This is a genomic window from Humidesulfovibrio idahonensis (genome assembly GCF_054657715.1).
This window is the reverse complement of record NZ_BAAHYE010000002.1, coordinates 766,288-784,388: the sequence shown is the minus strand read 5'-3', so window position 1 is coordinate 784,388 and position 18,101 is coordinate 766,288. Positions and strand designations below refer to the sequence as shown.

The 18,101-nt window shown below is 66.1% G+C and carries 18 protein-coding genes; 11 read left to right on the top strand and 7 right to left on the bottom strand.

Going from position 1 to position 18,101, the window contains the following annotated elements; all coding sequences use genetic code 11:
* Nucleotides 1-26: 26 nt before the first annotated feature.
* The gene (locus tag ACYQ4W_RS03945; protein ID WP_459853068.1) at nucleotides 27-965 is read left to right on the top strand and encodes a permease; all 939 of its coding nucleotides are present in this window, start codon (nucleotides 27-29) and stop codon (nucleotides 963-965) included.
* Nucleotides 962-1,918: a hypothetical protein gene (locus ACYQ4W_RS03940; protein WP_459853066.1), complete on the top strand. Its 957-nt coding sequence runs from the start codon at nucleotides 962-964 to the stop codon at nucleotides 1,916-1,918. The genes ACYQ4W_RS03945 and ACYQ4W_RS03940 overlap by 4 nt, the downstream gene beginning before the upstream one ends.
* A 329-nt stretch (nucleotides 1,919-2,247) precedes the next feature.
* Here the strand turns inward: ACYQ4W_RS03940 and leuB are convergent, their stop codons facing one another.
* The 6 genes from leuB to ACYQ4W_RS03910 form a co-directional block, all read right to left on the bottom strand.
* Nucleotides 2,248-3,330 carry a 3-isopropylmalate dehydrogenase gene (gene leuB / locus ACYQ4W_RS03935; protein ID WP_459853064.1) on the bottom strand — a complete coding sequence of 361 codons (1,083 nt, stop codon included), beginning with the start codon at nucleotides 3,328-3,330 and terminating at the stop codon, nucleotides 2,248-2,250.
* A gap of 13 nt (nucleotides 3,331-3,343) precedes the next feature.
* A complete protein-coding gene (locus ACYQ4W_RS03930; RefSeq protein WP_459853062.1) occupies nucleotides 3,344-3,844 on the bottom strand; it encodes a 3-isopropylmalate dehydratase small subunit in 501 nt (166 codons plus the stop codon).
* Between the two features lie 59 nt (nucleotides 3,845-3,903).
* Nucleotides 3,904-5,163, bottom strand: a complete 1,260-nt coding sequence (gene leuC, locus ACYQ4W_RS03925; protein WP_459853060.1) for a 3-isopropylmalate dehydratase large subunit — start codon at nucleotides 5,161-5,163, stop codon at nucleotides 3,904-3,906.
* Nucleotides 5,148-6,701: a 2-isopropylmalate synthase gene (locus ACYQ4W_RS03920; protein WP_459853058.1), complete on the bottom strand. Its 1,554-nt coding sequence runs from the start codon at nucleotides 6,699-6,701 to the stop codon at nucleotides 5,148-5,150. The genes leuC and ACYQ4W_RS03920 overlap by 16 nt, the downstream gene beginning before the upstream one ends.
* Nucleotides 6,702-6,850: 149 nt before the next feature.
* Complete coding sequence (gene pssA, locus ACYQ4W_RS03915; protein WP_459853056.1) at nucleotides 6,851-7,618, bottom strand: CDP-diacylglycerol--serine O-phosphatidyltransferase; 768 nt, start codon at nucleotides 7,616-7,618, stop codon at nucleotides 6,851-6,853.
* 24 nt (nucleotides 7,619-7,642) lie between these two features.
* The gene (locus ACYQ4W_RS03910) at nucleotides 7,643-8,281 is read right to left on the bottom strand and encodes a phosphatidylserine decarboxylase family protein (protein ID WP_459853054.1); all 639 of its coding nucleotides are present in this window, start codon (nucleotides 8,279-8,281) and stop codon (nucleotides 7,643-7,645) included.
* Nucleotides 8,282-8,455: 174 nt separating this feature from the next.
* On the opposite strand from ACYQ4W_RS03910, the gene ACYQ4W_RS03905 reads away from it, so the two are divergent.
* Nucleotides 8,456-8,965 carry a nitroreductase family protein gene (locus ACYQ4W_RS03905; RefSeq protein ID WP_459853052.1) on the top strand — a complete coding sequence of 170 codons (510 nt, stop codon included), beginning with the start codon at nucleotides 8,456-8,458 and terminating at the stop codon, nucleotides 8,963-8,965.
* A 68-nt stretch (nucleotides 8,966-9,033) separates the two neighbouring features.
* Here the strand turns inward: ACYQ4W_RS03905 and ACYQ4W_RS03900 are convergent, their stop codons facing one another.
* Complete coding sequence (locus tag ACYQ4W_RS03900; RefSeq protein ID WP_459853050.1) at nucleotides 9,034-10,371, bottom strand: UDP-glucose dehydrogenase family protein; 1,338 nt, start codon at nucleotides 10,369-10,371, stop codon at nucleotides 9,034-9,036.
* A 168-nt stretch (nucleotides 10,372-10,539) separates the two neighbouring features.
* Here ACYQ4W_RS03900 and ACYQ4W_RS03895 point away from each other — a divergent pair, with 168 nt between their 5' ends.
* From ACYQ4W_RS03895 to ACYQ4W_RS03860, 8 genes are read left to right on the top strand one after another with little or no spacing between them, the layout of a single operon-like run.
* A complete protein-coding gene (locus ACYQ4W_RS03895; RefSeq protein WP_459853048.1) occupies nucleotides 10,540-11,265 on the top strand; it encodes a pyridoxine 5'-phosphate synthase in 726 nt (241 codons plus the stop codon).
* Between the two features lie 10 nt (nucleotides 11,266-11,275).
* The gene (locus tag ACYQ4W_RS03890; RefSeq protein WP_459853046.1) at nucleotides 11,276-11,659 is read left to right on the top strand and encodes a holo-[acyl-carrier-protein] synthase; all 384 of its coding nucleotides are present in this window, start codon (nucleotides 11,276-11,278) and stop codon (nucleotides 11,657-11,659) included.
* 54 nt (nucleotides 11,660-11,713) lie between these two features.
* The gene (locus ACYQ4W_RS03885) at nucleotides 11,714-13,300 is read left to right on the top strand and encodes an NAD(P)H-hydrate dehydratase (protein WP_459853044.1); all 1,587 of its coding nucleotides are present in this window, start codon (nucleotides 11,714-11,716) and stop codon (nucleotides 13,298-13,300) included.
* Nucleotides 13,294-13,755, top strand: a complete 462-nt coding sequence (locus ACYQ4W_RS03880) for a CBS domain-containing protein (RefSeq protein ID WP_459853042.1) — start codon at nucleotides 13,294-13,296, stop codon at nucleotides 13,753-13,755. Before ACYQ4W_RS03885 ends, ACYQ4W_RS03880 begins: the two co-directional genes overlap by 7 nt.
* 6 nt (nucleotides 13,756-13,761) lie before the next feature.
* Entirely contained in the window at nucleotides 13,762-14,262 is a 501-nt protein-coding gene (gene tsaE / locus ACYQ4W_RS03875) for a tRNA (adenosine(37)-N6)-threonylcarbamoyltransferase complex ATPase subunit type 1 TsaE (protein ID WP_459853040.1), read from the top strand.
* Between the two features lie 2 nt (nucleotides 14,263-14,264).
* Nucleotides 14,265-15,476: an aspartate kinase gene (locus ACYQ4W_RS03870; protein ID WP_459853038.1), complete on the top strand. Its 1,212-nt coding sequence runs from the start codon at nucleotides 14,265-14,267 to the stop codon at nucleotides 15,474-15,476.
* Nucleotides 15,477-15,496: 20 nt separating this feature from the next.
* Complete coding sequence (gene cimA, locus ACYQ4W_RS03865) at nucleotides 15,497-17,140, top strand: citramalate synthase (protein ID WP_459853036.1); 1,644 nt, start codon at nucleotides 15,497-15,499, stop codon at nucleotides 17,138-17,140.
* Nucleotides 17,140-18,003 (top strand): MBL fold metallo-hydrolase, encoded by an 864-nt coding sequence (locus ACYQ4W_RS03860; RefSeq protein ID WP_459853034.1) that lies wholly within the window; start codon nucleotides 17,140-17,142, stop codon nucleotides 18,001-18,003. Before cimA ends, ACYQ4W_RS03860 begins: the two co-directional genes overlap by 1 nt.
* Nucleotides 18,004-18,101 lie beyond the last annotated feature (98 nt).

Below are 18,101 nucleotides of genomic sequence, written 5' to 3'. Positions count from 1 at the left end.
TCGAACCGGCTGCCCGAAAGGAACACATGGACCAGAGCGCCTTCGCCATCTTTTCAGCCATCGTCACCTCCATAGTGCTGGAGGCCGCGCCCTTTCTGCTCCTGGGCTCGCTGCTCTCCGCCGTCCTGGCCGTCTACGTGGGCGATGGCGCGCTGGCGCGCCTGGCCCGGCGCGGCCTTGGCGCGCAGATCGGCCTCGGTCTCGTGGCCGGGCTCGTCCTGCCCACCTGCGAATGCGGCGTGGTGCCCGTGACGCGCAGGCTGCTGCGAAAAGGCGTACCGCCCGGCGCGGCCATCTCCTTCATGCTCGCGGCTCCGGTGGTGAATCCCGTGTGCCTGGCCGCCACCTGGGTGGCCTTTCAGGGCGACTGGCGCATGGTGGCCTGGCGGGCGGCGCTGGTCATGGTCCCTGCCGCCGCCGTGGCCTGGATTCTGGGCTCGGCCAAGGGCGGCGAGCTGCTGCGCCCCACCCTCGACATGGCAGGTGCTGATACGGCCCACGCTGCGGGCTGCGGCTGCGGCCACGATCACGGCAGCCACACGCGGCCCGCGCCGCTCCAGGGGCTGCTCGACGTGCTGCGCCTGACAGGCCGCGAGTTTCTGGACATGGCGCTGTTCCTCATCATCGGCGCGCTGGCCGCCGGGCTGTTCAAAACCTACATGCCGCAGGAGTGGCTGGGCCTGGTGTCGACCAAGCTCTGGCTGGCCGTGCCCGCCATGATGCTCCTCGCCGTGCTCATCAGCATCTGCTCCGAGGCCGACGCCTTTGTGGCCGCAAGCCTTTCCATGTTTCCGCGCCCGGCGCTGCTGGCCTTTCTGGCCCTGGGGCCCATGCTGGACCTCAAGCTCCTGCCCGCCTTCCTGACGGTGTTCAAGCGCCGCCCCGCCCTGGTGGTCATACTGGTTCCGGCGCTGGCGGTCTTTGCGCTCACCATGAGCCTTGGGCTTACGGGGGTGCTCAAATGAGCGTCCTCAACACGCTGCCGCACAAGGATCGCAGCGGCTTTGCCGCAGGGCTGGCGGACCGCCTCGACGGCCTGTGCCTGCTCGGCCTGGGCGGATTCATGGCCGCGCTGGCCCGCTCGAACCTGTACTGGTACTTCCTGAACCCGAAGTTCAGCCACCTCACCTTGGCTGCGGGAGCGCTTTTGTGCGTGGCCGGGCTGGCGCTGGTGTTTGCCCCGCGCGCGGGACGCGCCAGTCTTGGACGGCTGCTGCGGCAGGCGACGCTGCTGGGATTTCTCGCCCTGGCTGCCGCGTCTTGGCGGCAAGCCGCGCAGGAGCCCGCGCCCGGAGCCTTTGACCCCGCGCCGGAAGCCGACGCCGTGCAGACGCCCGAGCCCGAAGCGCCCGTGGACCTGCATCCGGTGAAAAACGGCACGGCCTACGTGCGCCTGAACCTGGCCGAGCTGTACATCATGCTCGACAAGAAGCGCAAAGACTACCCGCCGCACTTCGCCTTGCGCGCCCAGGTGTTGCGCACGCCGGAGCTGAACGCGCGCGGCCTGGTGCTGCTGCGGCGCACGGCCGTGGTCTGCTGCCTGGCCGACAGCCTGGAGCTGCGCTTCTTCGCCGGCGGTGTGGACGGCGCGCTCTCCGGCGTCCAGTCCGGCGATTGGGTGGAGATCTTCGGCCATCTGGAGCCTTTGACGGCTCCCCTTGGCGAACCCATGGCAGCGTCACAAGGTGGGCCGCAGGCCGGGACAGGACCTGTGACGAAGCATCAGGCGAAGCCCGACCCCAAGGCGGACAAGGCCGCGCTGAAGGAGCTGCTGCAGCTTGCGCCCAAGGGCGAACCGCCGTCACTTGCCTTCAACAATCCCGGTTTCCGCATCCAGGCGGAAAGCGTGGAGCGCATCAAGGAGCCGGCCTTCCCGTATCTTTTCGAATTCCGCGAAAAGGAGCCCTTTGCCTGGTAGCGGGGCAGCGGGCGCGGTGAGCCCTCGCCGCATCCTCAACCGTTCCTTGCTCTCCTCCGGCCGATGAAACACAGACACGACGGATGGGCGCAAACGCTGAACATAAACGCCGGGCGGGTGCTTCGGGCAAATGCCTGGTGTGAGCATTTGCTGCGATCGATGGATGCAAACGCCTGGAGTGAACGCCTAGAGTGAATGATCGTTGCAAAGGACGAATGACAAGGCGGCCCCCCCTCTCTCCTCATCCTTTGCGGGCCGATGCCTCCCCTCCGCGCAAAAAAAGGGGACCGGTCGCCCGGCCCCCCTGTGATCGCGTCAATGCAAGCGGACTACATGTTCGCCAGAACGGCGTCGCCCATGGCCTTGCAGCCGATGAGCTTGCAGCCTTCCTCGCGGATGTCGCCGGTGCGGAAGCCCTGGGCGAGAGTCTTCTGCACCGCGCCCTCGATGAGGGACGCCTGCTCGGCCATGTCGCCAGTCTTCTCTGTCGAGCTGTAGCGCAGCAGCATGGCCACGGAGAGGATGGTGGCCAGCGGGTTGGCCTTGTCCTGCCCGGCGATGTCCGGCGCGGAGCCGTGGATGGGCTCGAAGATGCCGGGGTTCTTTTCGCCCACGCTGGCCGAGGGCAGCATGCCGATGGACCCGGTGATGACGCTGGCCTCGTCCGACAGGATGTCGCCGAAAAGGTTCTCGGTGACGATGACGTCGAACTGGGACGGGTCGCGCACCAGCTGCATGGCCGCGTTGTCCACGTACAGGTGCGAAAGCTCCACCTCGGGGTAGTCCTTGGCCACTTCGAGCACGATCTCGCGCCACAGGCGGGAGACATCGAGCACATTGGCCTTGTCCACGCTGCACAGCTTCTTGCGGCGCTTCATGGCCGCCTCGAACCCGACCTTGGCGATGCGGCGGATCTCATGCTCGCTGTAGATCATGTTGTTGAAGCCCACGCGCTCGCCGTCGCGCACTTCGATGCCCTTGGGCGTGCCGAAGTACGCGCCGCCGGTCAGCTCGCGCACCACCAAGAGGTCGATGCCCTTGGCCACGATGTCCGGGCGCAGGTAGCAGGCCTGCTTGAGTTCCTGGAACAGGCTGGCCGGGCGCAGGTTGGCGAAGAGCCCCAAAGCCTTGCGGATGCCGAGCAGCCCGCGCTCCGGGCGTATGGCCGGGTCGATGGTGTCCCACTTGGGGCCGCCCACGGCGCCCAGCAGCACGGCGTCGGCCGCCTGGCACAGCTTCACCGTGGCTTCCGGCAAGGGGCCGCCCGTGGCGTCGATGGCGCAGCCGCCGATGAGCGCTTCCTCGATCTCGAACGCGGTGCCGAACTTCTCGGTCACCTTATCCAGCACGCGCAGGGCCTGGGCGACAATTTCGCGGCCGATGCCGTCGCCGGGCATGACACAGATTTTCATTGCTTGCCGCTCCTTACTGCTGCGCCGCGAGGCGTTTTTTGACGTAGGGCACCAGTCCGCCCGCGTCCAGCAGCTCCTGCATGAACGGGGGCACCTTGGCGCAGATGATGGTCTCGCCCGTGGTCAGGTTCTTGATCTGCCCGGCCTCGGTGTCCACCTCAAGCTTGTCGCCGTTGTGCAGCTTCTCGATGTCGTCGCCGACCTCGAGCAGCACCAGGCCCATGTTGAAGCCGTTGCGGTAGAAGATGCGGGCGAAGCTTTTGGCCACCACCACGGGAATGCCCGCGCCAAGAATGGCGATGGGCGCGTGCTCGCGGCTGGAGCCGCAGCCGAAGTTCTCCTCGGCCACCATGATGTCGTTGGGCTGGACGCGCTTGACCCAGCCGGGCTCAAGGCCTTCCATGCAGTTCGATCCCAGCAGCTTGGCGTCGGTGGTCACCAGGAACCGGGCCGGGATGATGGCGTCGGTGTCGATGTGCGCCCCGACCTTGTGCGCATTGCCGTTGACCAGCATAATTCTCTCCTTCGGGTAACGCCGGAAGCACCGGCGGAAGTTCGTGTGCTATCGGGCTGTTACAGCTTCGCGGGGTTCATGATGACCCCGGCCACGGCGCTGGCGGCGGCGACCGCCGGGCTGGCCAGATAGACCTCGCTCTCCAGGCTGCCCATGCGGCCGCGGAAGTTGCGGTTGGTGGTGGAGATGCAGCGCTCGCCACCGGCCAAAATGCCCATGTGTCCGCCCAGGCAGGGGCCGCAGGTGGGAGGCCCCACAATGGCGCCCGCGTCCATGAAGGTGGCGAAGAGGCCTTCGTCCATGGCCTGCCGCCAGATTTTCGGCGTGGCGGGCAGCACGATGCAGCGCACGTTCTTGTTCACCTTGCGGCCCTTCAGAATGGCCGCGGCCTCGCGCAGGTCCTCGATGCGTCCGTTGGTGCAGGAGCCGATGACCGCCTGGTCCACGCGCAGGTCGCCCAGCTCGTCCACGGAGCGGACGTTTTCCGGCAGGTGCGGGCAGGCCACCTGCGGGCTCATGCCGGCCACGGAAAGGGTCAGGTCCTGCTCGTACACGGCGCCCGCGTCGGCCTTGAGGAGCTTGTCGCCCTTGCGGCCCGCGGCCTTGCAGTAGGTCAGGGTCTTTTCGTCCACGGGGAACAGCCCGGCCTTGCCGCCGGCCTCAATGGCCATGTTGGCCATGGTCATGCGGCCCTCGATGGACAGGGCGTCGATGACCGGTCCGCAGAACTCCAGCGCCCGGTACAGCGCGCCGGAAACGCCGATCTTGCCGATGAGGTGCAGGATCAAATCCTTGGCGCCGACAAAGGGCTCCAGCTTGCCTTCAAAAGCCACGCGGATGGTGGGCGGCACCTTGAACCAGGTTTCGCCCAGGGCCATGCCCCCGGCGATGTCCGTGGAGCCCATGCCCGTGGCGAAGGCGCCCAGGCCGCCGTAGGTGCAGGTGTGGCTGTCCGCGCCGATGACCACGTCGCCGGGGCCCACGAGGCCGAGTTCGGGCAGAAGCGCGTGCTCCACGCCCACGTTGCCGCCCTCGTAGTAGTGCGTCACGCCCATCTCGCGCGCAAACTCGCGCACCACCTTCACCTGCTCGGCGGAGTCGATGTCCTTGTTCGGCGTGAAGTGGTCGCACACGAGCGCGACCTTGTCCTTGTCGAACACCTTGGTGGCGCCCATGGCCTTGAAGCTCTTGATGGCCAAAGGAGCGGTGATGTCGTTGGCCAGCACCAGCGACAGGCGGCAGTTGACGATCTGCCCGGCGCCGGAGATTTCCTCATCCGTGTGCGCCTGCAGGATTTTTTCGGCTAAAGTGTGGGACATTCGCTTTTCTCCTCGATCATTTTCTCCAAACGGTTGAGCGCGTTGATAAAAGCCATCGCGCTGGCCACGAGAATGTCCTCGTTGGTGCCACGGCCCACGGAGGTTTTCGGCCCATGCGCAATGCGCACGGTCACCGTCGCCTGGGCGTCGGTGCCGCCGGTGACGGCATTTATCTGGAAGCGGTCAAGGGCGGGAGCAAAGCCCACCATCTCGCCAATGCACTTGAACAGGGCGTCCACGGGACCTTCGCCGAAGGAGGAATTGCGCTTCTCCTCCACGACCTTCTCGCCGTCCAGCACCTCAAGCACCATGGCCGCGTGGGGCGGCACGCCATGGGTGCCGGAGAACACGCTCATGTCCTTCAGGCGGTACTTGTCGCGGCGGCGGTAAACTTTCTCCAGCACAAGGGCCTCGACATCCTCGTCGAACACGCGCTCCTTCTTGTCCGCAAGCTCCTTCACGGCGGCAAAGACCGTGGCCAGCTGCTTCTCGTCGAGCTGGTATCCCAGCTCCACAAGCTTGGCCTTGATGGCGTGGCTGCCGGAATGCTTGCCGATGACCATCTCCGTGCCCTTGCGGCCCACGGATTCGGGCGTCATGATCTCGTAGGTGAGCGGATTCTTGAGCATGCCGTCCTGGTGGATGCCGGACTCGTGCGCAAAGGAGTTGGTGCCCACAATGGCCTTGTACGGCGGAATGGGCTGGCCGATGATCTGCGCCAGGCGGCGGCAGGACGGATAGAGCTGCTGGGTTTTGACGCCGCAGTCCACTTTGTACAGCTCGTGGCGGGTGTGCAGGGCCATGACGAGTTCCTCAAGGGAGGCGTTGCCCGCGCGTTCGCCGATGCCGCACAAGGTCACCTCGGCCTGCCTCGCCCCGGCGCGGATGGCCGACAGGCTGTTGGCCACGGCCAGGCCCAGGTCGTTGTGGCAGTGCACGCTGAACACGGCGTCCTTGGCGTTGGGCACGTTCTTCAAAAGGTAGGCGATGAGCTCGCCGAACTCGAAGGGCTGGGCGTAGCCCACGGTGTCGGGGATGTTCACGGTCGTGGCGCCGGCGCGGATGACGGTCTCGCACACCGTGGCCAAAAACTCCCAGTCCGAGCGGGAGGCGTCCTCGGCCGAGAACTCCACATTGGGCGTCAGGCTCGCGGCATGCTTCACGGCCGCCTCGGCCATGGCCAGCACTTCTTCGCGGGTCTTGCGCAGCTTGTGCGCCATGTGGATTTCGCTGGTGGCGAGGAAGGTGTGGATGCGCGGATGCGTCGCGTCCTTGATGGCCTCCCAGCCGCGGTCGATGTCCTTGGTGAGGGCGCGGCACAGCGCGGCGACCTGGATCTTCTTGACCGCGCCGGCGATGGCTTTGACGGCTTCGAAGTCGCCCTGGCTGGCGGCGGGGAACCCGGCCTCGATGATGTCCACTCCGAGAGCTTCCAACTGGCTGGCGAGGCTGAGTTTTTCCTCAAGGCTCATGGTGGCCCCGGGGGACTGTTCCCCATCGCGGAGCGTGGTGTCGAAAATATACACGCGATCGGACATAATTCCTCCTGAGAAGATGTATGAGCGTATACGGTTCGCAGAATGCTTGCAAGAATGTCAAAATGACAGAATACGGGCGATTGCCCGCAACGGGCACGTCCCAGAGGGAAGCTCCTACAGCCGAATGTGGGAAAACAGGGGGTCTCGGCTTACGAGGGTTCCTTCTGGGACTCTCGTAGGAGCTTGGAGCTGCGGGGAGATAGGATGAACAGGGTGTAGATGGGGCCGCTGATGAGGTAGCCCATGAAGAAGAGGAAGCCCAGCATCTTGGGGCGCGAGGCCACCATGACGAAGAGCAGAATGACCGTGACCATGGAGCTGAAGGGGTGGGCCTTGATGAACCCGTACTCTTTGAACGAGGCGTAGCGCATGGTGCTCACCATGAGGAAGGAGAGCACGTACACGAGCACCAGGCTCGCCACGGGCAGCACGTCCGCAAGCCAGGCCTCGGGCAGGTTCGGCGCGAAGAGCACGAGGGAGGCCAAGGTGCTGGCCTGGGCCGGAATGGGCAGGCCGATGAAGAACTTTTTGCTGGTGACGGCGGCCTGCACGTTGAACCGGGCCAGGCGCAAGGCGCCGCAGGCCACGAGCAGGAAGGAGGCCATGAGTCCCAAGGTGCCGAACTCGGAGAGCTGCCACTGGTACATCATGAGCCCCGGCGTGGCGCCGAAGGCCACGAGGTCGGCCAGGGAGTCGAACTGCACGCCGAATTCGCTGGTGGTGTTGGTGAGCCGGGCCACCTTGCCATCCAGGCCGTCGAAGAGGCACGAGCCCAAAATGCACAGCGCCGTGTACTCAAACCGGCCCTCAATGGACCAGATCATCCCCAGAAAACCCAAGAACAGGCTCGCCGTGGTGAAGAGATTCGGCAGGATGTACACGCCTTTGTGGCGGGGCAGAGCCTTTTCCTTCGACATTTGGACTCCCGGATTCTCCGGTAATTATTTGCGGACAGCGAGGGCTGTCTCGCCCGCGCGGACGGTTTCGCCCACGTACACCTTCACAGCATAGTCATCCGGAAGGTAGAGGTCAACTCTGGAGCCGAACTTGATAAGCCCGAAGCGTTCGCCCCGGCGCAGAATGTCGCCCGGCTCCGCCCAGCAGACAATGCGCCGCGCGATCAAACCGGCGATCTGCACGATGGTGAAGCGGTCGGCCCCGCGGCCCATGACCACGATGTTGCGCTCGTTGTCCGTGCTGGCCTTGTCCAGGCTGGCGTTGAAGAACTTGCCGGGAATGTAGCGGATGAGCTCCACGCTGCCCTCGACCGGGGCGCGGTTCACGTGCACGTCCACAACGCTCATGAACACGCAGACCACTTGGCGGACCTGCCCGGAGACGGGGTCCGGGGCGAAGTCCACCTTGACCACGCGGCCGTCCGCCGGGGAAACCACGGCGTCCAGATCCTCCGGGGCCACGCGTTCGGGGTCGCGGAAGAAATGCACCACAAAGCCGGTGGCCACAAAGAGGATGAGGGCCAGAAGCCACCAGCCCATGGCGGCGAACACCAGGGTGGCGAAAGCGATGAGGCCGATGGACGGCAGTCCTTCGAGGCTGAGTCCAATGGTCGGTTTGCGCATGGGCGGATGCTCCTGAAAATTCGGAATCCCGGTTAAGCCGGACCACAAGCCACTACCCGCCATTGCGCGGCAGGTCAACCTGCACATGCTTTGCCTTTCTTGCCGCGCGGCGATATCATTCCTCATGTCCGGGCGTTGCACCCCGGCTTCGCAACCCATACCGAGGAGGTCCGCATGAACGTTTCCGATGCCATCCTCACCCGCCGCAGCATCCGCAAGTTCACCGACGAGCCCGTGACCGAGGCGCAAGCGACCGCCCTGCTCACGGCGGCCATGGCCGCGCCCAGCGCCGGCAACCAGCAGCCCTGGCAGTTCGTGGTGGTGCGGGACAAGGCGATGCTGGAGGCCGTGGCCCGGCTCAATCCTTACGCCGCTATGGCCCCCAGGGCGCCGCTGGGCGTTCTGGTCTGCGGCGACACCCGCGCGGAGAAATACGCGGGCTATTGGGTCATCGACTGCGCGGCCGCGGTGCAGAACCTGCTGCTTGCCGCCCACGGCATGGGGCTTGGCGCGGTATGGACCGGCGTCTACCCCACCCAGGACCGCGTGGAGGGCTTCGCCAAACTGTTCGGCGCGCCAGCCGGCGTCATCCCCCACTCCTTCATCCCCGTGGGCCACCCGGCCGAGGAAAAACAGCGCGAGGACCGCTACCGGCCCGAGCGCGTGCACAGGGACCGGTTCTAGGCGCAAAAAAAGGAGCCGACGCAAATGGCTGCGCCGGCTCCTGAGCTTCAAAATGAACCGCGCCGGGGCTAGCGGCCGATGCCGTACAGCTTGAGACCGAAGCGGGCCAGCAGCTCCGGCTGGTAGAGGTTGCGGCCGTCGAAGATCACCTTGGCCGCAAGCTTGCGCGCCATGCCCGAGAAGTCCGGGTTGCGGAACTGGTTCCAGTCCGTCACCACGGCCAGGGCGTCCGCGCCTTCCAGGGCCTCGTACTGGCCGGGCGCGATCTCGGCCAGGGGCATGTCGGCCAGTTCGGCACGGGCGCGCTCCGCGGCCACGGGATCAAAGGCGCGCACGCGCATGCCAAGCCCGGTCAGCTCGCGGATGATGGCCAGGGCCGGGGCCTCGCGGATATCGTCGGTATTGGCCTTGAAGGCCAGGCCCCACAGGGCCAGGGTCTTGCCCTTCACGCCGCCCAGCGGCTCGAAATGCTTCACGATCTTGTCGGCCAGCACCAGCTTTTGGCGGTTGTTCACCTGGTCCACGGCGTCGATGAGCCCGGCCTCGTACCCGGCGTCGCGCGCGGTGGCCAAAAAGGCCTTCACGTCCTTGGGAAAGCACGAGCCGCCGTAGCCCACGCCGGGGTAGATGAAATCGTAGCCGATGCGGTGGTCGCTGCCGATGCCGATGCGCACCTCGGAGACATCGGCGCCCACGCGCTCGCATATGTTGGCCACCTCGTTGATGAAGCTGATCTTGGTGGCGAGCATGCAGTTGGCCGCGTACTTGGTCATTTCCGCGCTGCGCACGCCCATGATGATGAGCTTTTCGCGGCTGCGCGCAAAGGGTGCGTAGAGCGCCTTGAGCATTTCCGCGCTCTTGGCGTTCTCAGTGCCCACGATGACGCGGTCGGGCTTCATGAAGTCCTTCACCGCGTCGCCCTCTTTCAAAAATTCCGGGTTGCTCACCACGTCCACGTCCAGGCTCAGGCCGCGCGCGGCCAGCTCCCGGTCGATGATGCCGCGCACGCGGTCGGCGGTGCCCACGGGCACGGTGGACTTGTCCACCACGATGAGCGGGCGGGTGGCGGTGCGGCCGATCTCCTCGGCCACGGCGTCCACGAAGCCCAGGTCGCACACGCCGTCCTCGCCGGAGGGCGTGCCCACGCAGATAAAGGCGAACTCCGCGCCGTCGCCGTCGAAGGAAAGGCCTTCCTCAAGGCTGGCGGTGAAGCTCAGGCGGCCCTCGGCCGTGTTGCGGCGCACCAGTTCCTCAAGGCCCGGCTCAAAAATATGGATGCGTCCGGCGCGCAGGGTGTTCACGACCTTTTCGCTCTTGTCCACGCAGCGCACGTGGTTGCCCATCTCAGAAAGGCAGGCGGCCGTGACCAGGCCGACGTATCCGGTGCCGACGATGCAGACGTTCATGAACAGGCTCCTGCTGGGGGGTGTTTAACTGTGCTCTTCGACGGCATGGGGGTACCTTCCCGGCGTGACGATGTCAACGCGCAGGGCCGTTTAGACGGCTTGGCGCAGTTGCCTTTGATGCACGGAAAGCGTACAAATCCTGAAGAATCATTCAGCCTGGAGGTAGACATGCCCCTTCTCTGCGTCAACGTGGACCATGTGGCCACCCTGCGTCAGGCCCGTTTGGGCCAGGAGCCCGATCCTGTCCTCGGCGCCCACGAGGCCGAGCTGGGCGGCGCGGCAGGCATCATCGTGCACCTGCGCGAGGACCGCCGGCACATTCAGGACCGCGACGTGGAGATTCTGCGCCGCACCGTGAACACCAAGCTGAACCTGGAAATGGCCGCCACCGGCGAGATGCAGCAGATCGCGCTGACCATCGGCCCGGACAGCGTGTGCCTTGTGCCCGAAAAGCGCCAGGAGCTCACCACCGAGGGCGGGCTCAACTGCGTTGGCCGCGAGGGCGAGCTGCAGGTCTTTCTGGCCCCGCTGCTCGAGCGCGACATCCAGGCCAGCCTGTTCATAGACGCCGATCCGGCGCAGATCTTGGCCGCCAGCCAAACCGGCGCGCAGTACATCGAGATCCACACCGGGCACTACGCCAACGCCAAAACCCCGGCCGCCCGCCAGGACGAGCTGGACAAGATCCTGGCCGGCATACGCTACGCCCAGGACCTGGGCCTCAAGGTGAACCTGGGCCACGGCCTGGGCTACGTGAACGTGCTGCCCTTCGCCAAGGTCTCCGGCATCAACGAATACTCCATCGGCCACAGCATCATGGCGCGCGCCGTCTATGTCGGCCTGCGCCAGGCCACCAGGGAAATGTCCGATATCGTCCGCGGCTTCGCGGACTAAAGGGAACGCGGTGATTCTGGGCCTGGGACTCGACGTGGCGGAGCTTGGCCGCATCCGCGAGAGCTTGGCGCGCTTCGGCGCGCGCTTCGTCAGCCGCGTGCTCACCCGGGCCGAGGCCGAGGCCATGCCCGAAACGAACGCCGAGGCGTACGTTGCCGCGCGCTTCGCCGCCAAGGAGGCCTGCGCCAAGGCCCTGGGCACCGGCTTCGCGCACGGCGTCACCATGCACAACATCGAGGTGCGCTCCCTGGCCTCCGGCGCGCCGGCCCTGCTGCTTACCGGCCGCGCGCGCGAACTGGCCGACGCCATGGGCGCCACCAGCCTGCATCTTTCGCTGACCCACGGCCGCGACGTGGCCGCCGCTGTGGTCATTTTGGAGGGCTCCCCCCTGTAAGGCCCATTAACGGTCCTGTTTGCGGTTACGCCGCAACGCCTCCAAGGAGGACGCATGTTCGAGCCTTTGCCCACCCCCGCAGAAATGGCCGCTTGGGATCAAGCCGCCATCAAAGACTTCGGCCTCGGCGCCGAACTGCTCATGGAAAACGCCGGAGCCGCGGCTCTGGCCGCGCTTCTTGAGGAGTTCGGCCCCTTGGAAGGCGCACAGGTGCTGCTGGTGGCCGGCGGCGGCAACAACGGCGGCGACGCCTTTGTCGTGGCGCGCAGGCTGCTGGACGAAGGCGCCATCCCCCTTGTTCTGCACACCAAGCCCAAGAGCGCCTACCGCGCCGGTGCCAAGTATCACCTGGACCTGGCCGCCCGGGCTGGCGTCGCCTTTAGGCACATGCCCCTGGACCGCGCCGAAAGAACGCTGGCCGCCCTGGACCGCCCGGACGTGCTGGTTGACGGTCTGCTCGGCACCGGCTTCAGCGGCGAGCTTTCGCCCGTGGCCGCGGCCTGCGTCACGGCCATGAACAAACTTGCGGAAGAAGCCTTCGTCCTGGCGCTCGACATCCCCTCCGGCCTGTGCGGCACCACCGGCCTGCCCAAGCCCGTGGCCGTGCGCGCAGACCTCACCGTGGCCTTCCACGCGCCCAAGCTGGGCAGCGCCATGCCCCAGGCCGCGCCCTACGTGGGCGCGCTGGAAATCCGCAGCATCGGCCTGCCACGCGCCGCCACCGTGGCCGCGCCCTCGGGCCAGTTCCTCATGACCGACGGCCTGTACGAGCTTTTGAAGGCCCCGGCGGCGGATCTGCACAAGGGCAAGGCCGGGCACGTGCTCGTCATCGGCGGGTGCGAGGGCCTGACCGGCGCCGCGCAGCTGTGCGGCCTGGGCGCGCTGCGCGCCGGAGCCGGGCTCGTGACCATCGCCTGCCCGCGCGGGGTTTTGGCCGAGGTCAAGGCCGGCATGCCGGACCTCATGGCCCTGCCGCTGGGCAAGGGCGCGCACTGGTCGCCGGACTGCCTGGAGGAGCTGCTGCCCCATCTGAGCCGCTTCGACGCGGTGGTCATCGGCCCCGGGCTGGGCCGCGGCCAGGGCGCGGCGGACTTTCTGGCCGCCTTTGCCAAGGCCTTTGTCCAGCACTTCAGCGTCGACCTGAGCAAGGCCTGGGCGCCGCCCTGCGTCATCGACGCCGACGCCCTGTTCCACCTGGCCCAAAACCCCAAGCTCATGGCCGAACTGCCCAAGAACGCCGTGCTTACGCCGCACCCCGGCGAAATGGCGCGCATTCTGGGCATGGGCATGGGCGGGCTGCAGGCCGACAGACCCGCCGCGGCCCGCCGCTTCACGCAGACGCACCCGCAGGTGCTGGCGCTCAAGGGCGCGGGCACCCTGGTGGGGCAATGCGGCGTGCTGCACCTGTGCCCCATCGCCGCGCCCAACCTGGCAGTGGGCGGCAGCGGCGACGTGCTGGCCGGCGTCATGGCCGCCTGCCTTTCGCGCGGCATCTGCCCCTTGCAGGCCGCCTGCCTGGCGGTTTACTGGCATGGCCAATGCGGCGAGCTGCTCGCGCGCGACTTTCCCGGCCGGGGCAACCTCCCCACGGAGATCGCCCATACCCTCCCACTCGTCATAAAGGAGCACACCCCATGCTGAAGGCCATCGACATCATGACCCCGGACCCCGTGACCCTCTCGCCGGACAGCGACGTCCTCACCGCGGTCAAGCTCCTGCTCGAGCGCAAGATCAACGGCGCGCCCGTGGTCGACACAACCGGCAAGCTGCTGGGCGTGCTGACCCAGAGCGATCTGGTGGCCCAGCAGAAGCAGGTCACCATGCCCTCCATCTTCGCCATGCTCGACGGCTTCATCGCCCTCTCCAGCCGCGAGGACTTCGAAAAGGAGATCCAGAAGATCGCGGCCACCAAGGTCTCCCAGGCCATGACCCCGCACCCGAAGTTCGTCACCCCGCAGACGCCCATCGACGAGATCGCCACCGTCATGGTGAACGAGAAGCTCTACACCCTGCCCGTGGTCGACTCCGGCAAGCTCGTGGGCGTCGTCGGCAAGGAGGACATTCTGCGCACCCTTCTGGAGCATCAGCACAAGTAGGACCCCGTGCAGCTGCATCTTGCGGATCACGACATGACGCTGGCCCTGGGCGCGGCGTTGGCAAAGGCCCTGGCCGGAAGCAGAACCGCTTCCGGGGGGCTTGTGCCCTTGCTGCTTTCCGGCCCGCTGGGCTCCGGCAAAACCACGCTGGTGCGCGGCCTTGTGGCCGCCCTGCCGGGCGCGGCAGAAGCCGAGGTCTCGAGCCCCAGCTTCAACATCGTGAACATCTACCCCACCAGGCCCCAGGTGGCGCACTTCGACCTCTACCGCGTGGCGGGCTGCGCGCCGGAGGAGTTTCTGGACGCGCTGGACGCGCAGAATGTTCTGGTGGTGGCCGAATGGATAGAAAACCTGCCCCGCGCGGACTGGCCGGAGGAGGCCCTGACCCTCACCTGGTCCTCTGTTCCCTCTGGACGGGCGCTCGAAATCAGGGCATGGGGAAAGGCGGCCGACGGCCTGCTTGAAGCTCTGGCCCCTCAGCTCAACACATGGGAGAAGGATTCATAGCGATGAAGAATATCGTGGTGCAGAAATTCGGCGGCACCTCCGTGCGCAACCTGGAGTGCATGCAGCAGGTGCTGAATAATGTTCGCCGCCCCTTGGCGAACGGCGACAAAGTCATCGTGGTGCTCTCGGCCATGGCCGGAGAAACCAACAGGCTCATCGCCCTGTCCAGGCAGTGGTCGCAAACGCCCGACCTTGCCGAGATGGACAGCCTCGTCTCCACCGGCGAACAAATTTCCGTGGCGCTCTTCGCCATGATGGCCAAGGACCAGGGCATAAAATGCCGCTCGGTGCTGGGCCATCAAATCCCCATCATCAGCGACAACTGCTACGGCAAGGCGCGCATCAAAAGCATCGACTCCGAAAAGCTTGTGAACATGCTTGAGGACTACGACGTGCTGGTGGTGGCGGGCTTCCAGGGCGTGGACGAGAATGGGCGCATAACCACCCTGGGACGCGGCGGCTCGGACACCTCGGCCGTGGCCGTGGCGGCCGCCCTCAAGGCCGAGATGTGCGAGATCTACACCGACGTGCCCGGCGTGTTCACCACCGACCCGAACATCTGCGCCGAGGCCAAGAAGCTCGACCACATCGCCTACGACGAGATGCTCGAGATGGCCAGCATGGGCGCCAAGGTGCTCCAGATCCGCTCCGTTGAATTCGCCAAAAAATACAACGTGACCGTGCATGTTCGCTCCACCTTCAGCGACGAGCCCGGAACCATGGTCACTCAGGAGGACAAACTCGTGGAATCAGTTCAGGTTGCCGGCATCGCCTACGACAAGGACCAGGCCCAGGTTACGCTGGTGGGCGTCATCGACGAACCCGGCGTCTGCGCCTCCATTTTCATTCCCATCGCGGAGAAGCAGATCCTCGTGGACATGATCGTGCAGAATCCCAGCCGCGAGGGCCGCACCGACATCACCTTCACGGTCACCCGCGCCGACCTGGACGCCACCCTGAAGCTGATGGAGGGCCTGAAGGCCGAAATCGGCTACAAGGCGCTGTTGTCCGACAAGAACGTGGCCAAGGTGTCCGTCATCGGCGTCGGCATGCGCAACCACTCCGGCGTCGCCTCCAAGGCCTTCCGCGCCATGCGCGACGAGAACATCAACATTCTCATGATCAGCACCTCGGAGATCAAGCTCTCCTGCCTCATCGAGGACAAATACACGGAACTTGCGGTGCGCACCCTGCACCAGACCTTCATCGGCTAACATACAGCACAAGGAAGACCATGCGCCAGGCCAGCATCTACGATACGACCCTCAGAGACGGCACCCAAGCGGAAGAACTGCACCTCACCACCGAGGACAAGATTCGCATCGCGGGAAAGCTAGACGAGCTGGGGATCCACTACATTGAGGGCGGCTGGCCCGGCTCCAACTCCACGGACAAGCAGTTCTTCAAGGAGATCAAGAACTACGCCCTGAAGAACGCGGTGGTCTCGGCCTTTGGCAGCACGCACAACAGCAAGACCGCGCCGGAGAGCGACCCCAACCTGAAGTCCATCATCGACGCCCAGGTCGAGGTCGCCACCATCTTCGGCAAAACGTGGGACTTCCACGTGACCAGCGCCCTGCGCGTGCCCCTGGCGCGCAACCTGGAGCTCATCGGCGGCAGCCTGGCCTTTTTGCGCAAAAACGTGCGCGAGCTGTTCTTCGACGCCGAGCACTTCTTCGACGGCTTCAAGGCCAACCCGGAGTACGCCATCGCCTGCCTGAAGGCCGCGCGCGAGGCCGGGACCGACGTGCTGGTGCTGTGCGACACCAACGGCGGCACCCTGCCCACGGAACTTGGCGAGATCATCCTGAAGGTGCAGGCGGCGCTGCCCGGCGCGGCCCTGGGCATCCACACGCACAACGACTGCGAACTGGCCGTGGCCAACAGCATCGAGGCCGTGCGCCGCGGCGCCGTGCAGGTGCAGGGCACCATGAACGGCTACGGCGAGCGCTGCGGCAACGCCAACCTCTGCTCCATCATCCCCAGCCTGGAGCTCAAGCTCGGCGTGCGCTGCATCGGCCCGGAGAACCTGAAAAAGCTCTCCGGGGTCTCGCTCTACGTGGCGGAGACCGCAAACCAGCGGCCCTTCCCGCGCCAGCCCTACGTTGGCGGCTCGGCCTTCGCCCACAAGGGCGGCGTGCACGTCAGCGCGGTGCTGAAAAATCCGCATACTTACGAGCACATCGAACCCGCGCTGGTGGGCAACACCAACCGCGTGCTGCTCTCCGACCTGGCCGGCCGCAGCAACATCCTGTTCAAGGCCAAGCAGTACGGCTACGACCTGGACAAGGACGACCCGGCCGTGCTCGACCTGCTGGCCGAACTCAAGCGCCGCGAGACCATGGGCTACGAATATTCCGTGGCCGAGGCCAGCTACGAGATCCTCTTCTTCCGCATGATGGGCTGGAGCAAGCGCTACTTCCAGATGCTGAACTACCGCGTGCTCGACGCCGTGAACGACGACAAGGAGCCCTTCAGCGAGGCCACGGTGATGCTCCAGGTGCGCGGCGAGGTGGCCCACACGGCCGCCACCGGCCACGGCCCCGTGAACGCCCTCGACGTCGCCCTGCGCCGGGCTCTTGAGCCCTCGTACCCCACCCTGGCGCAGATGCGCCTGCTGGACTTCAAGGTGCGCGTCATGTCGCTGGCCAGCAAGGACGGCAACGGCACGGCCTCCTACGTGCGCGTGCTCATCGAATCCGGCGACCGGCACAACCGCTGGACCACGGTCGGCGTCTCGCACAACATCATCGAGGCCAGCTGGCAGGCCCTGGTGGACTCCATCAATTACAAGCTCTTCAAGGACGATCCGCAGAAGTGGCCCAAGCCCGGCGGCAAGCACGACAGCCCGCTGGTCCACGAGACGAAAAAGGCCTGATGTCCCGGATCGCCGAGCGACCGATAGCCGAGCGACAAATGGCCGAGCGCCGCATTGTCGTGCTCTGCGACAATGAATCCGCGCACCCGGCCTGCGGCTGCGAGTGGGGCCTCTCCCTGGCCATAGACCTGGGCGGGGCGGACGGCTTGTGGCTGTGGGACACCGGCCAGACCGGCCTCTACCTGCAAAACGCCGGGCGGCTCGGCGTCGACGTGGGCGCGGCGCGGGGCCTGGCCTTGAGCCACGGCCACTACGACCACACCGGCGGCGTCAGCGCCTTGTTCGAGCACACCGGCTTCGCGGGAGCCGTGCATGCCCACCCGGCATGCGCCAGCGCACGCTGGGCCGACGAGCCCGACGGCAAGCCGCGGCGGCGCATCGGCCCGCCCAAGCCCCTGCCGAAATTTGCGCCAGCAGGTCCGGCAACCGTTTTGACTCCGGGACTGACCATGCTGGCGGACATTCCCCGCGCGCCAGGCCGGTTCCAGTCCGTGCGCGGCTTCTCGCTGGACCGCGAGGGCCGTGAGCCCGACCCTGTGCCCGACGACGCCTTCCTGGTGCTCGAAACCGCCAAGGGACCAGTGGTCATTCTGGGCTGCTGCCACAGCGGGCTCTACAATTCCCTCGCCTGCGCCAGCGCCCGCCTGGGGCTGGCCTCCTTCCACGCCGTGCTGGGCGGACTGCATTTGTACACGGCCGACGCCAGCGCCGTGGAAGAGACAGCCGCCGCCATCGACGCGTTCGGCATACGCCAGCTGGTCGCCGGGCATTGCACTGGCCCAGACCGCGTCCACGCGCTGCATGCGCTTCTCCCCTCCTGCGACGTGCGGCCCATGGCCGCCGGACAGACCTGGATTTATTGACCCTCCGCACTGTATTTATTTCTTCCAGGCCTTCCCTTCCTCAACATACTGAGCTAATAAGGTATCTACCTTACACCATTCTTGCGTACACATGTCGC

Excerpts from the sequence above, each read along its gene's own strand:
- ACYQ4W_RS03945 (WP_459853068.1), top strand. The coding sequence starts at position 27 with ATGGACCAGAGCGCCTTCGCCATCTTTTCAGCCATCGTCACCTCCATA.
- leuC (WP_459853060.1), bottom strand. The coding sequence starts at position 5,163 with ATGTCCCACACTTTAGCCGAAAAAATCCTGCAGGCGCACACGGATGAG.
- ACYQ4W_RS03870 (WP_459853038.1), top strand. The coding sequence starts at position 14,265 with ATGAAGAATATCGTGGTGCAGAAATTCGGCGGCACCTCCGTGCGCAAC.
- ACYQ4W_RS03895 (WP_459853048.1), top strand. The coding sequence starts at position 10,540 with ATGCCCCTTCTCTGCGTCAACGTGGACCATGTGGCCACCCTGCGTCAG.
- ACYQ4W_RS03920 (WP_459853058.1), bottom strand. The coding sequence starts at position 6,701 with ATGTCCGATCGCGTGTATATTTTCGACACCACGCTCCGCGATGGGGAA.
- leuB (WP_459853064.1), bottom strand. The coding sequence starts at position 3,330 with ATGAAAATCTGTGTCATGCCCGGCGACGGCATCGGCCGCGAAATTGTC.
- ACYQ4W_RS03905 (WP_459853052.1), top strand. The coding sequence starts at position 8,456 with ATGAACGTTTCCGATGCCATCCTCACCCGCCGCAGCATCCGCAAGTTC.
- ACYQ4W_RS03900 (WP_459853050.1), bottom strand. The coding sequence starts at position 10,371 with ATGAACGTCTGCATCGTCGGCACCGGATACGTCGGCCTGGTCACGGCC.
- cimA (WP_459853036.1), top strand. The coding sequence starts at position 15,497 with ATGCGCCAGGCCAGCATCTACGATACGACCCTCAGAGACGGCACCCAA.
- ACYQ4W_RS03885 (WP_459853044.1), top strand. The coding sequence starts at position 11,714 with ATGTTCGAGCCTTTGCCCACCCCCGCAGAAATGGCCGCTTGGGATCAA.
- ACYQ4W_RS03940 (WP_459853066.1), top strand. The coding sequence starts at position 962 with ATGAGCGTCCTCAACACGCTGCCGCACAAGGATCGCAGCGGCTTTGCC.
- pssA (WP_459853056.1), bottom strand. The coding sequence starts at position 7,618 with ATGTCGAAGGAAAAGGCTCTGCCCCGCCACAAAGGCGTGTACATCCTG.
- ACYQ4W_RS03930 (WP_459853062.1), bottom strand. The coding sequence starts at position 3,844 with ATGCTGGTCAACGGCAATGCGCACAAGGTCGGGGCGCACATCGACACC.
- ACYQ4W_RS03910 (WP_459853054.1), bottom strand. The coding sequence starts at position 8,281 with ATGCGCAAACCGACCATTGGACTCAGCCTCGAAGGACTGCCGTCCATC.
- ACYQ4W_RS03860 (WP_459853034.1), top strand. The coding sequence starts at position 17,140 with ATGTCCCGGATCGCCGAGCGACCGATAGCCGAGCGACAAATGGCCGAG.
- ACYQ4W_RS03880 (WP_459853042.1), top strand. The coding sequence starts at position 13,294 with ATGCTGAAGGCCATCGACATCATGACCCCGGACCCCGTGACCCTCTCG.